The following is a 14,464-nucleotide window of genomic DNA, read 5'->3' on the forward strand; positions in this document are numbered from 1 at the left end:
TGTTTAGACTGCCACCGTGGCGCATTGACGCCTCGGCCTGGGCGAGTCCATCCAATTACAGTTGCTCGAGGCAAGGGCTAAGCCCCCCGGTAGCCACAAAACAAGCACCCACAAAAAAGCCCTGCATCTGTGCAGGGCTTTTTTTGTGCAGCGTTCAGCTATCAGCCGTTGAACACCTCATCCACGCTTTTCAGCGGGTAGTGTTTCGGATACGGCAGGGTCGCGACGCCGCTTTCGATGGCGGCTTTAGCCACGGCATCGGACACGACAGTCAGCAGGCGCACGTCCAGTGGTTTCGGGATGATGTACTCACGACCGAATGCCAGGGCGATGCCGCCGTAGGCGTCGCAGACTTCCTGAGGCACCGGCAGCTTGGCCAGTTCGCGCAGCGCGTTGGCCGCTGCGATCTTCATCTCTTCGTTGATGCGCTTTGCGCGAACATCCAGCGCGCCACGGAAGATGAACGGGAAGCCCAGCACGTTGTTGACCTGGTTCGGGTAGTCCGAACGGCCGGTTGCCATGATCACGTCGTCGCGGGTGGCGTGAGCCAGTTCTGGCGAGATTTCCGGATCCGGGTTCGAGCAGGCGAACACGATCGGGTTGGCCGCCATCGACTTCAGGCCCTCAGCGCTCAGCAGGTTCGGACCGGACAGACCGACGAACACGTCAGCGCCTTCCAGAGCATCAGCCAGCGTGCGCTTGTCGGTGGAGTGAGCGAACTGGGCCTTGTACTGGTTCAGGTCGGTACGCCCGTCGTGAACCACGCCGTTACGGTCGATCATGAAGATGTTTTCGATCTTCGCGCCCATGCTCACCAGCAACTTCATGCAGGAGATGGCCGCGGCGCCAGCGCCCAGGCAGACGATCTTCGCTGCTTCCAGTGTTTTGCCGGCGATTTCCAGCGCGTTGATCATGCCTGCGGCGGTGACGATCGCGGTGCCGTGCTGGTCATCGTGGAACACCGGGATGTCGCACTGCTCGATCAGCGCCTTTTCGATCTCAAAGCACTCAGGTGCCTTGATGTCTTCCAGGTTGATGCCGCCGAACGTGATGGAGATGCGTCGCACGGTGTCGATGAAGGCCTGCGGGCTTTCCGAATCGACTTCGATATCGAACACATCGATACCGGCAAAGCGCTTGAACAGCACGCCCTTGCCTTCCATGACCGGCTTGGACGCGAGAGGCCCGAGATTACCCAGACCCAGAATCGCGGTGCCATCAGAGATGACCGCTACCAGGTTGCCCTTGCCGGTGTACTTGTAGGCAAGCTCCGGATCGCGACCGATTTCGCGGACCGGCTCAGCCACACCCGGGCTGTAGGCCAGCGACAGATCGCGAGCGGTTGCAGTGGCTTTGGTGAGCTCGACGCTGAGTTTCCCTGGACGGGGAAGAGCGTGATATTCGAGAGCGGCAGTTTTCAAATCTGACATGGGGGCATTCCGCTTTTTTGCTGTTGGACAGACGGACCGCCGAGCATACGCAAGTCATAAAGTCCTAACAAGACTGGCGGGTCACCTGTGTCAAGAGGCCGCATCTACGACTTTCAGCGTAGAGCCGCAGAACACAAGGCCTCTAGCTGCGGCAATCCTTGCTAAAAATGTCTACAATTTATTTACTAACTGTATCCATCATTGCAGGGTGAGTGATCGGCATCATCCAGCGTGGCTGACCTGATTTAAGCCCACCCCTGCGCGAACGATCAATCACCCAGCCACGGGCTTCGATTCGCTGACCTTTCAGGCGCTGCAGCTCGGCAGTGTCGAACTGGCCGAGCAGCCTGGGCGCAATGCGCAGCACCAGCGCATCGCCGAATTTGATCCACAGGCCGCCGCCATTGCGCTGCACGCTGGTCACGCGTCCGCTGACCAACGCAAATCCACCAGTGCTGATCTGCTCGACTGGCTGAACCGGCGAGTTGCGCCACAGGCCCAGGCCTGCCTGGCGAGCAGACTTCTCTGCGGCCTGCTGACAGCTCACCAGCGCAACGTTCGGGGAGACTGCGACGAGGTAGCCAAGGCCTTCCGCCAGCAGTTGCGCCTCGAGATTGGCGCCATCGCGGCCATAGACGTTGGCGAGGGTGCGACCGTAGTGATCGGCCGGTTCTTCACCGACGCGCAGCTTGACCTGCCCGTCACTGGCATCAACCAACGCCTGCAAACGTCGCTTGGCCGCTTCGGCAAGCGGCTGGGCAGACTGACCCTTTTTGCCGGTTTCCGGCGTATTCAGCCCAATCATGCGAACGCTGCGACCATCGCTCAGGCGCACCGTGTCGCCATCGACTACTCGCTGCACCTGAGCCACAGGCAGCGACGCCGGCGCCGGGCAAAAGGCCTGGGCCGCCGAAAGCCAAATCGCGGACATAAAAAAGGCGCCCGCGAGGGACGCCTTTTTAAGCAGCCTGGAGAAACGCATCGGCGACTCCAGAACGGCCAACCTTACTCTGCAGCAGCAGGAGCTTTGGTAGGACCGAACGCACCGAAACGCGACTTGAACTTGTCGACACGACCGCCGACGTCCAGAGTTTTTTGCTTGCCGGTGTAGAACGGGTGGCACTCGTTGCACACGTCCAGGCTCAGAGGCTTGGCCAGTGTGGAACGGGTTTTGATGACATTGCCGCAGCTGCAGGTTGCGTCAATGGCTTCGTAAACTGGATGGATATCAGCTTTCATGGGTATTTCCTCAGGCTATCGTGCCGCCACCCAACACTATTGTTGAATACCGCACGGAATTAGGCCGCGCATATTAACAGACAACGCCAATCACGCAAGGGAACGTTCACGCCGGTCGTCTGCTAAGATCGCGCCCTTCGTCATACTCCGTAACAGGATATCCCCCGCGTGCCCGACGCCATCTTGCGCCTCGCCCTGCCCTCGCCGCTGCGCCGCCTGTTCGACTACCTTGCCCCCGCAGGTGTGGCGCGCAGTGCCTTGCAGCCTGGGATGCGCCTGCGCGTGCCGTTCGGCCGTCGGGAAATGATCGGCGTGTTGGTGGAAGTCGTCGATCACAGCGACGTGCCGGCCGACAAGCTCAAGCCGGCCATTGCGGTGCTGGACGCCGAAGCGCCGTTGCCGCCTGCATTATTCAAGCTGTGCCTGTGGACTGCGCAGTATTACCAGCACAGCCTGGGCGACACGCTCAGTTGGGCGTTGCCAGTGTTGCTGCGCCAGGGCGAACCTGCGGAAGCGCGGCAGGAGCGGTTCTGGCACGCAGCCCCGGACGCCAGCGTCGAAGACCCGCGCATCGCCCGGGCGCCGAAACAAAAGGAGGCGCTGCGCACGCTGGCCCAGCACCCCCATGGCGTGGCTCACCAGTTGCTGAGCAAGCTGATGCTCAACCGGGACAGCCTGAATCTGCTGCTCGCCAAGGGACTGGTGACCGTCGAGGTGCGCGGTCATGGCCCGGTCGAGCGGCACGAGCACTGGCTGGCGCAGCCGGAACTGCCGCTCAACACCGAGCAGCGGGCCGCCTATGAAGCCATCCGTTCCGGCTTCGGCAGCTTTCACGCCTCACTGCTGGCGGGCGTCACCGGCAGCGGCAAGACCGAGGTGTACCTGCAGCTCATCCGCGAAACGCTGGAGGCGGGCAAGCAGGCGCTGGTGCTGATTCCGGAAATCAACTTGGGGCCGCAGACCCTTGCGCGTTTCGAACAGCGTTTCAACGCGCGCATCGCGCTGCTGCATTCGGCGGTGAACGATCGCGACCGGCTGGACGCCTGGCTGGCGGCACGCGATGGCGAGGCCGACATCATCATCGGCACCCGCTCGGCGCTGTTCACCCCGATGAAAAACCCGGGGCTGATCATCATCGACGAGGAGCACGACGGCTCCTATAAACAGCAGGAAGGCCTGCGCTATCACGCCCGGGATCTGGCGCTGGTGAGGGCGCATCAGGAGGACATCCCGATCGTGCTCGGCTCGGCGACGCCTTCGCTGGAAAGTCTGCACAACGCCCACACCGGTCGGTATGCGCTCCTGCGTCTGACTCAACGGGCGGGCGGTGCCCAGCAACCCCGCTTCCTGCGGCTGGATGTGAAAAGCCGCCCCCTCGACAGCGGCATTTCAGGTCCCATGCAGCAAGCCATCGGCCAGACCCTGGCGGCGGGCCAGCAAGTGCTGGTGTTCCTCAATCGCCGCGGCTTTGCCCCTACTCTGCTGTGTCACGACTGTGGCTGGTTGTCGGAATGCCCCCGCTGCGATGCGCGCATGACCGTGCACCAGCGCTCGGGCGAGCTGCGTTGTCACCATTGCGGCCATGTCGAGCGCGTGCCACGCAATTGCCCGGCATGCGGCAAGGTCGATCTGCGCCCGGTGGGTGCAGGGACCGAGCGTGCCGAGGAGCGGCTGGCGATTCTGTTCCCCGACTACCCGGTGCTGCGCGTTGATCGGGACAGCACTTCGCGCAAGGACGCGATGAATCAGCTGTTCGCCACCATCCAGAAAGGCCAGCCGTGCATTCTGGTGGGCACGCAGATGCTCGCCAAAGGGCATCACTTCCCGCGCGTGACGCTGGTGTCGATTCTGGATGCCGATGGCGGGCTGTTCTCGGGTGACTTCCGCGCCAGCGAGCGCATGGCGCAATTGATTGTACAGGTCGCAGGCAGAGCCGGGCGCGCCGAAGAGCCGGGCAAGGTGATCATCCAGACTCACCTGGCCGACCATCCTTTATTGATTCAACTCACAGAACAGGGCTATTTCGCCTTTGCCGAGCAAGCACTGAGTGAACGTCGCGCCGCCGGGCTGCCGCCGTTTTCACACTTGGCGCTGCTGCGCGCAGAAGCGCACAAGCCGGGTCAGGCCGAGGGGTTTCTTGACGAAGCCTGCACCGAAGCCGAGCGATTGCTGAAGGACATGGCGCTGGGCGGCATTGAGCTGCTGGGCCCGGTTCCGGCACCCATGGAACGACGCGCCGGACGCTATCGCGCTCAGTTGCTGATCCAGGCCAACGCCCGCGCGCCACTGCACAAGCTGCTCGCGACCTGGCTGCTGACACTGGAAAACATGCCGAGCGGGCGCCAGGTCAGATGGTCGCTGGACGTGGATCCGGTGGACCTTTATTGATTCGCATCGGTTGACCGCGCATCCAGCGCGGTTGGCAAGGTGGCCCCGGCCACGGATAATGCCCAGTTTTTCCACCCGCGCATCCAGGCGCGGCCGCGCTTGCGGTCGAAAGAGAGCACCATGAAAGACACCATTCGCCAGCTGATTCAACAAGCTCTGAGCCAACTCGTCACCGATGGCGTCTTGCCGGAAGGGCTGACGCCGGCGATTCAGGTGGAGAACGCTAAGGACAAGAAAAACGGCGACTTCGCCAGCAATATCGCCATGATGCTGGCCAAGCCTGCGGGCATGAAGCCGCGTGACCTGGCTGAAAAAATCGTCGCCGCGCTACCTGCCGACGAGCAGATCACCAAGGTCGACATCGCCGGTCCCGGTTTCCTCAATTTTTTCCAGAACACCCAGGCCCTGGCTTCGCGTCTCGACGAAGCCCTCGCCGACGCGACCCTGTCCGTGCGCAAGAACGGCCCTGCTCAACGCGTTGTGGTCGACCTGTCCGCGCCGAACCTGGCCAAAGAGATGCACGTCGGCCACTTGCGTTCGACCATCATTGGCGACGGCGTGGCCAGCGTCCTTGAGTTTCTTGGTGACACCGTAATCCGTCAGAACCACGTCGGCGACTGGGGCACTCAGTTCGGCATGCTGCTGGCCTATCTGCAGGAAACCCCGGCGACCAGCGACGAACTGGCTGACCTCGAAAACTTCTACCGCGCCGCCAAGGGCCGTTTCGACGAATCCGAAGAATTCGCCGAGCGCGCACGTGGCCTGGTGGTCAAGCTGCAAGCGGGCGACGCCGAGTGCCTGAGCCTGTGGACCCGTTTCAAAGACATCTCCCTGTCCCACTGCCAGGAAGTGTACGAACGCCTGAACGTCAACCTCACGCCGAAGGACGTCATGGGCGAAAGCGCCTACAACGACGACCTCGCCAACGTCGTCGCCGACCTGAAAAAGGCCGGGCTGCTGGTCGAGAGCAACGGCGCGCAGTGTGTGTTTCTTGAAGAATTCAAAACCGCTGAGGGCACCCCGCTGCCGGTGATCGTGCAAAAGGCCGGTGGCGGTTATCTGTATGCCACCACCGACCTCGCCGCCATTCGCTACCGCAGCAACGTGCTGAAAGCTGATCGCGCGCTGTATTTCGTCGATCAGCGTCAGGCCCTGCACTTCCAGCAGGTCTTCGAAGTGGCGCGCCGTGCAGGCTTCGTCACCAACGGCATGCAGATGGAGCACATGGGCTTCGGCACCATGAACGGCGCCGATGGCCGTCCGTTCAAGACCCGCGATGGCGGCACGGTCAAGCTGGTCGACCTGCTCGACGAAGCTGAAGAGCGCGCTTATACGCTGGTCAAAGAGAAAAACCCGGACGTCGCCGAAGACGAGTTGCGCTCGATCGCCAAGGCCGTGGGCATCAGCGCGGTGAAATACGCGGACCTGTCCAAGCATCGCGCCAGCGACTACAGCTTCAACTTCGACCAGATGCTCAGCTTCGAAGGCAACACCGCGCCTTATTTGCTGTACGCCTACACCCGAGTGGCCGGCGTGTTCCGCAAGCTCGAAGAAAAGGGCGAAACCTTCGACGCGAGCGAGGGCCAAATCATCTTGGACGCAACCCAGGAGCAAGACCTGGCCGCGCGTCTGGCGCAGTTCGGCGAGACAGTCAACACCGTCGCCGACAAGGGCACGCCCCATGTGCTCTGCGCCTATGTGTACGACCTCGCAGGCCTGTTCTCCAGTTTCTACGAGAACTGCCCGATCCTGGCGGCAGAAAACCCTGAACAACAGCAAAGCCGTCTGCGCCTCGCCGCCCTGACCGGTCGCACCCTCAAGCAAGGCCTGCAGTTGCTGGGTCTGGACACTCTGGAGCGTATGTAAGTTGGCCGTTAAAAAGAAACCTGCTCCCAAGCGCGGCGCCAGCCGGTATCAGGCACCCGCCAAGAAGCCGATTCCGGGCTGGGTGTGGATGGCGATCGGCCTGACCGTCGGCGCTTTCGTTGTTTTTCTGATGAAGCTCGAACCCGGCAGTGGCGACGACATCAAGCGCGTCAAGGCCGAAGCCAAGGCCGCAAAGATCGCCGAAGCGAACAAGACGCCGCCCAGCCCGACCGCTCCGGTGAAGCCAAAGTACGACTTCTATACGCTGTTGCCTGAGTCGGAAGTCATCGTGCCGAACGAAGCAGTGCCAGAGAAGACGCCACCGGTCGTTGCGCCAAGCACGCCGGTTACGCCTGAAGTGGCCGCGAAGATCGACACTGCACGCGCCCAGGCGGCGCTCAGCGGTTTGACCCCGCCACCAGCACCTCCGGTGACCAAGCCGGCGGCCGTGACGACGTTCTTCCTGCAAGCGGGCTCGTTCCGTAAACAGGCCGACGCCGAGAAAGTACGCGCGCAGATTATTCTGCTGGGGCAAACGTCGACGGTGGAGTCGGGCACGGTGAAGGATGAAACCTGGTACCGCGTACTGGTCGGCCCGTTCAGCAACCGCGAACAACTGACCACAGCGCAGAAGCAACTGGCGGGCGGCGGGTTTAGCAACCTGCTGCTGCAACAGCGCCAGAGCCGGTAAGGACTTGCGACTCCTCCTGTAGGAGCGCGCTTGCCCGCGAATGCGGTGGATCGATAACGGATCCATTGCCTGACACACCGCCATCGCGGGCAAGCGCGCTCCTACAAAGGGCGAGGCAGCGGCGACGTCCGGGAAGATACCTGCCAATGTCACCATTCATCCCTCAACCCACTCAACGGTTGAAATACCCACCCCCACCCCCATATGAGTTTCCATCAGGGCATTTTCGCCCCGCAGCGTGGAGACTCTCCCCTTGACCACCATCGTTTCAGTGCGCCGCCAAGGCAAAGTCGTCATGGCCGGTGACGGCCAGGTTTCCCTGGGCAATACCGTCATGAAAGGCAACGCCAAGAAAGTCCGGCGCCTTTACCACGGCCAGGTCATCGCCGGATTCGCAGGCGCCACCGCTGACGCCTTCACCCTGTTCGAGCGTTTCGAAGCCCAGCTGGAGAAACACCAGGGTCACCTCGTGCGCGCCGCCGTAGAGCTGGCGAAAGAATGGCGTACCGACCGTTCTCTGAGCCGCCTGGAAGCCATGCTGGCGGTTGCCAACAAAGACGCTTCGCTGATCATTACCGGCAACGGCGACGTCGTTGAGCCCGAAGACGGCCTGATTGCCATGGGCTCCGGCGGCGCCTTCGCCCAGGCTGCGGCCCGCGCGCTGCTGCTGAAGACCGAACTCTCTGCCCGTGAAATCGCCGAAACCGCCTTGCACATTGCTGGCGACATCTGCGTCTTCACCAACCACAACATCACTATTGAGGAGCAGGACCTCGCCGAGTAAGCCTCAGGTGATGGCCGCCATTCATCGCGGCCTACCCGACTTACAATCTGCCGAGGACCGTTGAAAACCATGTCCATGACTCCCCGTGAAATCGTCCACGAACTCAATCGCCATATCATCGGCCAGGACGATGCCAAACGCGCCGTCGCCATCGCGTTGCGTAACCGCTGGCGCCGGATGCAGCTGCCTGAAGAGCTGCGCGTTGAAGTCACCCCCAAGAACATCCTGATGATCGGCCCGACCGGCGTCGGTAAAACCGAAATCGCCCGTCGTCTGGCCAAGCTCGCCAACGCGCCGTTCATCAAGGTCGAAGCGACCAAGTTCACCGAAGTCGGCTATGTAGGCCGCGATGTCGAGTCGATCATCCGTGATCTGGCCGACGCTGCGATGAAGCTGCTGCGTGAACAGGAAATCACCAAGGTTCGCCATCGCGCCGAGGACGCTGCCGAAGACCGCATTCTCGACGCCCTGCTTCCACCGGCACGCGCAGGCTTCAACGAAGACGCGACGTCTGGCAGCGATTCCAACACCCGTCAGCTGTTCCGCAAGCGTCTGCGCGAAGGTCAGCTGGATGACAAGGAAATCGAGATTGAGGTCGCTGAAATGGGCGGCGTCGATATTTCCGCGCCGCCGGGCATGGAAGAGATGACCAACCAGCTGCAGAGCCTGTTTGCCAACATGGGCAAGGGCAAGAAAAAGAGCCGCAAGCTGAAAGTCAAAGACGCGCTGAAGATGGTTCGCGATGAAGAAGCGGGCCGTCTGGTCAACGATGAAGAGCTGAAAGCCAAGGCGCTGGAAGCGGTTGAACAGCACGGCATCGTGTTCATCGACGAGATCGACAAAGTGGCCAAGCGCGGCAACGTTGGCGGCGCCGATGTGTCCCGCGAAGGCGTGCAACGCGACCTGCTGCCGCTGATCGAAGGCTGCACCGTTAACACCAAGCTGGGCATGGTCAAGACCGATCACATCCTGTTCATCGCTTCCGGTGCGTTTCACCTGAGCAAGCCAAGCGATCTGGTGCCTGAGCTGCAGGGTCGTCTGCCGATTCGCGTCGAGCTGAAAGCGCTGAGCCCGCAGGATTTCGAACGCATCCTGACCGAGCCCCATGCGTCGCTGACCGAGCAGTACCGAGAGTTGTTGAAGACCGAAGGCCTGAACATCGCGTTCCTGCCGGATGGCATCAAGCGTCTGGCCGAGATCGCCTGGCAGGTCAACGAGAAGACCGAGAACATCGGTGCGCGTCGCTTGCACACGCTGCTTGAGCGGTTGCTGGAAGAGGTTTCTTTCAGTGCCGGTGACCTGGCGGGCGCGCAGGACGGCGGGACGATTCAGATCGACGCTGCATACGTGAACAGTCACTTGGGTGAGCTGGCGGAAGACGAAGATCTGTCGCGGTACATCCTCTAACGCGCTGCACCCCGACTTGTAGGAGCCGGCTTGCTGGCGAACGCAACCTGTCAGGCGATCATCTGCGTCTGATACACCGCATTCGCCAGCAAGCCGGCGCCTACAGGTCTTTGGCCTATGGATGTCTGTTGCAGCGTCAGGATGTCTGCCTTGCTGCAACATCGCGGCTAGCTATAGACCTACTTGCAACCACCGGTCAAGGCCTTACCCCAATGTCGAGAATCCCCACCGCTATCCAGCTGCACAAAGCCTCGAAAGTCCTCAGCCTGAAATACGGACCGGATGAGGAATACCGCTTGCCGGCGGAATTTCTGCGTGTGCACTCGCCTTCGGCAGAGGTGCAGGGCCATGGCAATCCGATTCTGCAATTCGGCAAGCTGGGCGTCGGGCTCACCAAGGTGGAGCCCGCCGGCCAGTACGCGCTGAAGCTGACCTTTGACGACGGTCATGACAGCGGTTTGTTTACCTGGGAATACCTGGAGCAACTGGCGCAACGCCAGGCGCAACTGTGGGAGGAGTATCTGGCCGAGCTCAAGGCCGCCGGCAAATCCCGCGACCCTTCCGAGCAAGTCATCAAGCTGATGCTTTAGCCCTTCGCCGTGGCTGAACAGCAGATCTCCGACCGCGGACACCACCCACTGTAGGAGCGCGCTTGCCCGCGAACGCATCCTGACTGATGGCGACTCTTAACATGACACTCCGCGATCGCGGGCAAGCGCGCTCCTACAGGTCTTTCCACGCCAGAATGGCTCTGGCCGAAGAACGGGGCCTTAGGTCAATCAGGCGGTCAACACTTTGTCCAACTGCCGTTCAACTTCCGACTGAATCGAACCGCTCATGGCGGAGAGGAAGAAGTTGAGGTCGATAGTCACCCGCACCCACTCATCCTCGACCGCGACAGTACCCTTGGCGCCCTTGCCTTCCAGGGCCACGGTGTCACCTGTCCACTCATGCTCGATGCCATACTTGTCGGACAGTTTCTGCAGCATGATCTCAGCCTTCTCGCGGGCCTTTTCCTTTCCCAGCGTGTGCTGGCGTTCCACGGTAATTCTGGCCACTGACGGGCTCCTGCTTCGGCTTAAATCGTCGGCGCACTATACCAGCGGCCCGGATCGAAGAAACTGTTGGCCGTGAGCCTTGTCAAGACAAAGCCAGCCCCGACGATTAGAATGGCGCCACTTTATTCCGGTGACAGCGATATGAATGATCCGCGCAAAGGCAGCGATGCCGAACCCATCACCCACTTCGGTTACAAAAACGTACCGGAAAGCCAGAAGGCCGAGAAAGTCGCCGAGGTATTTCACTCCGTCGCGGCCAAATATGACCTGATGAACGACGTACTGTCCGGCGGCATGCATCGGCTCTGGAAGCGCTTCACCATCGAACTGTCCGGCGTTCGCAGCGGCAACCGCGTGCTCGACATCGCGGGCGGCACCGGTGATCTGGCGAAGAAGTTTTCCCATCTTGTCGGCCCGACCGGCGAAGTCGTACTGGCTGACATCAACGCTTCGATGCTCAAGGTCGGTCGTGACCGTCTGCTGGATCGCGGCGTGGCCGGCAACATCAAGTTCGTCCAGGCCGACGCTGAAAAGCTGCCGTTCCCTGACAACTACTTCGACTGCGTGACCATCGCCTTCGGCCTGCGCAACGTGACGCACAAGGAAGACGCCATCCGCTCCATGCTGCGCGTGCTCAAGCCCGGTGGTCGTTTGCTGGTGCTGGAATTTTCCAAGCCAACCAGCAAAGTCATGTCCAAGATCTACGACGCCTACTCGTTTGCTTTCATGCCGCTGGCCGGCAAGCTGATCACCAACGATTCGGAAAGCTACCGCTACCTGGCAGAGTCGATCCGCATGCACCCCGACCAGGAAACCCTGAAATCGATGATGGTCCAGGCCGGTTTCGACCGCGTGACCTACCACAACATGACGTCCGGCATCGTCGCGCTGCACCGGGGCATCAAGCCCTGATGCTGATCAACGGCTTGCTCGCCAGTGCCGAGCACGGCATCAATCGCGTGCTGCGCATGGACAGCACCGCCTTGCCGCGCCTTGACCGGCTGAGCGGCAAGGTCATCGCGATCGAATGCACCCGCCCGGCGTTTCATCTGCACGTACTCCCCAGTGACGACGGCCTGATGCTGGCGGCGAACTGGGAAGGCGGCGCCGACGTTACCCTGCGGGCACCCGCTGCGAGCCTGATGCGCCTGGCGATGAGCAAAGACAAGAATGCCGTGCTGCACAGCCCGGAAGTCGAGCTGGACGGTGAAAGCGCCGTGCTGCTTGAGCTGGTGGGCGTGCTGCAGGATCTGGACCTCGACTGGGAATACGAGCTGCAACGCTGGCTCGGTCCCGTCGCCGCGCCCCTGATCGGTGGGCAGCTGCGCAATAGCGCGCGCTGGACCCGCGACAGCGCTGCCAGCCTCAGCCACAACCTGGCCGAATACCTGGCCGAAGAATCCCGCACGCTGGTCGGCAAACGCGAGGCCGAAGCCCGCTTCGCCGAACTGGATCAGACCAAACAAGACCTGGAACGCCTCGAAGCTCGCTTCGAGCGTCTGGCCCACTCCCTCACATCCAGCGATAACGCATGAGCCTGCTTGCCGTCCGCCGCCTGTTTCGCATCCAGCGTGTCGTAATCCGTTACCGCCTCGATGATCTGTTGTTCGCCCTGCCACTGCCGTGGTGGCTGCTGGCCGTGCGCTTCGTGCTGCCGTGGCGCTGGCTTCCGCGGCGCAAGAACGAACTGAGCCGTGGCGCCCGTCTGCGTCTGGCGCTGCAGGACCTGGGGCCGATTTTCATCAAGTTCGGGCAGTTGCTGTCCACCCGCCGCGACCTGCTGCCTGAAGACATCGCCGACGAGTTGATGAGGCTGCAGGATCGCGTGCCGCCGTTCGACTCCGCCAAAGCCATCGCGCTGATCGAATCGCAGCTGGGCGCGAAGATCAGCGAAGTCTTCAGCCGTTTCGACGTGGCCCCGCTGGCCTCGGCGTCTGTCGCTCAAGTCCACGCCGCACGCCTGAAAACAGGCGAAGAAGTGGTGGTGAAGGTGGTGCGGCCAGGCTTGAAGCCGATCATCGGTTCCGACCTTGCGTGGCTGTTCATCCTGGCGAAGATTGCCGAGCGGGTCTCCGCAGACGCGCGACTGCTGCATCCGGTGGCCGTCGTCGCCGATTACGAAAAAACCATTTACGACGAACTCGACCTGTTGCGCGAGGCGGCCAACTCCAGCCAGCTGCGCCGCAACTTCGAAGGCTCGACGATGCTTTACGTGCCGCAGGTCTATTGGGACTGGTGCCGGCCGAAGGTGTTGGTCATGGAGCGCATCTACGGCGTGCAAGTGACCGATCTGGCGACCCTCGCCGATCAACGCACCGACATGAAGAAGCTGGCCGAGCGGGGTGTCGAGCTGTTCTTCACCCAGGTCTTCCGCGACAGCTTTTTCCACGCCGACATGCACCCCGGCAACATTTTCGTCAGCACGGTCACGCCGTGGGATCCGCAGTACATTGCTATTGACTGCGGCATCGTCGGCAGCCTGACCCCTGAGGATCAGGACTATCTGGCGCGCAACCTGTTTGCTTTCTTCAAGCGTGATTATCGCCGCGTTGCACAGCTGCACATCGACTCGGGCTGGGTGCCGGCCGAGACCAAGCTGAATGAGTTCGAAGCGGCCATCCGTACGGTGTGCGAACCTATTTTCGAGAAGCCGCTGAAAGACATTTCCTTTGGCCAGGTGCTGATGCGCCTGTTTCAGACCGCTCGCCGCTTCAACATGGAAGTGCAGCCGCAACTGGTGCTGCTGCAAAAGACGCTGCTCAACATCGAAGGCCTGGGCCGTCAGCTGTATCCGGAGCTGGATCTCTGGGCGACGGCGCAGCCGTTCCTCGAACGCTGGATGCGCGAACGCGTCAGCCCGAAAACCCTGCTCGGCAATCTGCAGTCCCAGGTCGAACAGATTCCGCATCTGGCCAACATGACCCGGGATTTGCTCGAACGTCTGTCGCAGCCCCATCGCCACGATCCGCCCCCGCCCTATCGGCGCGATGGCGATCATTGGGCCCTGCGCTTGCTCGGCGCTGGCTTGCTGGCCGGCGGCGTACTGTTGGCGATCACCCATACCCAGACCGGCGAAGCGCTGAACACCCTGAGTGCCTGGCCCGCCTTGCTGATGCTGGCGGCAGGTGTCTATCTGGTCGTTCGCCGATAGCCATCAGCGTGAGCCGCTGGCACACTAACCCTCCCCTGGAGCGGCCGGAGCCGACGATGAAAGACTGGCTGGACGAGATTAAGTGGGACAAGGACGGTCTGGTTCCCGCCATTGCGCAGGATCACAAGACCGGTCGCGTGCTGATGATGGCCTGGATGAACCGCGAAGCCTTGAGCCTGACTGCCAGCGAACAGCGCGCTATCTATTGGTCACGTTCACGTGGCAAGTTGTGGCGAAAGGGCGAAGAATCGGGCCACGTGCAGAAGCTTCATGAACTGCGCCTGGACTGTGATGCCGACGTCATTATCCTGATGGTCGAGCAAATCGGCGGAATCGCTTGCCATACCGGCCGCGAGAGCTGCTTCTACCGCGTCTTTGACGACGCCGGCTGGAAGACCGTGGACCCGGTGCTCAAAGACCCGGATGCCATTTACCAAGCAGGACACTGAA

At 61.7% G+C, this 14,464-nt stretch carries 14 protein-coding genes; 10 read left to right on the forward strand and 4 right to left on the reverse strand.

Translation table 11 applies throughout. From position 1 onward, the window contains the following. Positions 1–161: 161 nt before the first annotated feature. The 3 genes from L4G42_RS18850 to rpmE all read right to left on the reverse strand — a co-directional run bounded on the left by L4G42_RS18850 (position 162) and on the right by rpmE (position 2,669). Positions 162–1,430: a malic enzyme-like NAD(P)-binding protein gene (locus tag L4G42_RS18850; RefSeq protein WP_237253236.1), complete on the reverse strand. Its 1,269-nt coding sequence runs from the start codon at positions 1,428–1,430 to the stop codon at positions 162–164. Between the two features lie 178 nt (positions 1,431–1,608). Further along, complete coding sequence (locus L4G42_RS18855) at positions 1,609–2,412, reverse strand: thermonuclease family protein (RefSeq protein WP_237253237.1); 804 nt, start codon at positions 2,410–2,412, stop codon at positions 1,609–1,611. A gap of 23 nt (positions 2,413–2,435) precedes the next feature. Next, positions 2,436–2,669 carry a 50S ribosomal protein L31 gene (gene rpmE / locus L4G42_RS18860; RefSeq protein ID WP_065986634.1) on the reverse strand — a complete coding sequence of 78 codons (234 nt, stop codon included), beginning with the start codon at positions 2,667–2,669 and terminating at the stop codon, positions 2,436–2,438. A 168-nt stretch (positions 2,670–2,837) separates the two neighbouring features. Here rpmE and L4G42_RS18865 point away from each other — a divergent pair, with 168 nt between their 5' ends. From L4G42_RS18865 to L4G42_RS18890, 6 genes are all read left to right on the forward strand, one after another. Continuing rightward, positions 2,838–5,057, forward strand: coding sequence for a primosomal protein N' (locus L4G42_RS18865; RefSeq protein WP_237253238.1), 2,220 nt, complete (start codon positions 2,838–2,840; stop codon positions 5,055–5,057). A 120-nt stretch (positions 5,058–5,177) separates the two neighbouring features. Further along, positions 5,178–6,923, forward strand: a complete 1,746-nt coding sequence (gene argS, locus L4G42_RS18870) for an arginine--tRNA ligase (RefSeq protein ID WP_237259198.1) — start codon at positions 5,178–5,180, stop codon at positions 6,921–6,923. A gap of 1 nt (position 6,924) precedes the next feature. After that, on the forward strand, positions 6,925–7,614 hold the full coding sequence (locus L4G42_RS18875; RefSeq protein WP_237253240.1) for an SPOR domain-containing protein: 690 nt from the start codon (positions 6,925–6,927) through the stop codon (positions 7,612–7,614). Positions 7,615–7,867: 253 nt separating this feature from the next. Then, positions 7,868–8,398: an ATP-dependent protease subunit HslV gene (gene hslV, locus L4G42_RS18880; RefSeq protein ID WP_074890792.1), complete on the forward strand. Its 531-nt coding sequence runs from the start codon at positions 7,868–7,870 to the stop codon at positions 8,396–8,398. A gap of 69 nt (positions 8,399–8,467) precedes the next feature. Continuing rightward, positions 8,468–9,805 carry an ATP-dependent protease ATPase subunit HslU gene (gene hslU, locus L4G42_RS18885; protein WP_237253241.1) on the forward strand — a complete coding sequence of 446 codons (1,338 nt, stop codon included), beginning with the start codon at positions 8,468–8,470 and terminating at the stop codon, positions 9,803–9,805. A gap of 212 nt (positions 9,806–10,017) precedes the next feature. After that, a complete protein-coding gene (locus tag L4G42_RS18890; protein ID WP_237253242.1) occupies positions 10,018–10,395 on the forward strand; it encodes a gamma-butyrobetaine hydroxylase family protein in 378 nt (125 codons plus the stop codon). Between the two features lie 189 nt (positions 10,396–10,584). Here L4G42_RS18890 and L4G42_RS18895 read toward each other — a convergent pair whose 3' ends face one another. Further along, entirely contained in the window at positions 10,585–10,863 is a 279-nt protein-coding gene (locus L4G42_RS18895) for a polyhydroxyalkanoic acid system family protein (RefSeq protein ID WP_237253243.1), read from the reverse strand. Between the two features lie 141 nt (positions 10,864–11,004). Here L4G42_RS18895 and ubiE point away from each other — a divergent pair, with 141 nt between their 5' ends. From ubiE to hisI, 4 genes are read left to right on the forward strand one after another with little or no spacing between them, the layout of a single operon-like run. Next, the gene (gene ubiE / locus L4G42_RS18900) at positions 11,005–11,775 is read left to right on the forward strand and encodes a bifunctional demethylmenaquinone methyltransferase/2-methoxy-6-polyprenyl-1,4-benzoquinol methylase UbiE (protein WP_122534362.1); all 771 of its coding nucleotides are present in this window, start codon (positions 11,005–11,007) and stop codon (positions 11,773–11,775) included. Then, a complete protein-coding gene (locus L4G42_RS18905; RefSeq protein ID WP_237253244.1) occupies positions 11,775–12,398 on the forward strand; it encodes a ubiquinone biosynthesis accessory factor UbiJ in 624 nt (207 codons plus the stop codon). Before ubiE ends, L4G42_RS18905 begins: the two co-directional genes overlap by 1 nt. Next, positions 12,395–14,014 (forward strand): ubiquinone biosynthesis regulatory protein kinase UbiB, encoded by a 1,620-nt coding sequence (gene ubiB, locus L4G42_RS18910; protein ID WP_237253245.1) that lies wholly within the window; start codon positions 12,395–12,397, stop codon positions 14,012–14,014. The genes L4G42_RS18905 and ubiB overlap by 4 nt, the downstream gene beginning before the upstream one ends. A 56-nt stretch (positions 14,015–14,070) precedes the next feature. Then, on the forward strand, positions 14,071–14,463 hold the full coding sequence (hisI, locus tag L4G42_RS18915; RefSeq protein WP_237253246.1) for a phosphoribosyl-AMP cyclohydrolase: 393 nt from the start codon (positions 14,071–14,073) through the stop codon (positions 14,461–14,463). Position 14,464 lies beyond the last annotated feature (1 nt).

Origin of the sequence: Pseudomonas petrae, assembly GCF_021728295.1 — a bacterium.
GTDB classification, from domain to species: Bacteria; Pseudomonadota; Gammaproteobacteria; order Pseudomonadales; family Pseudomonadaceae; genus Aquipseudomonas; species Aquipseudomonas petrae.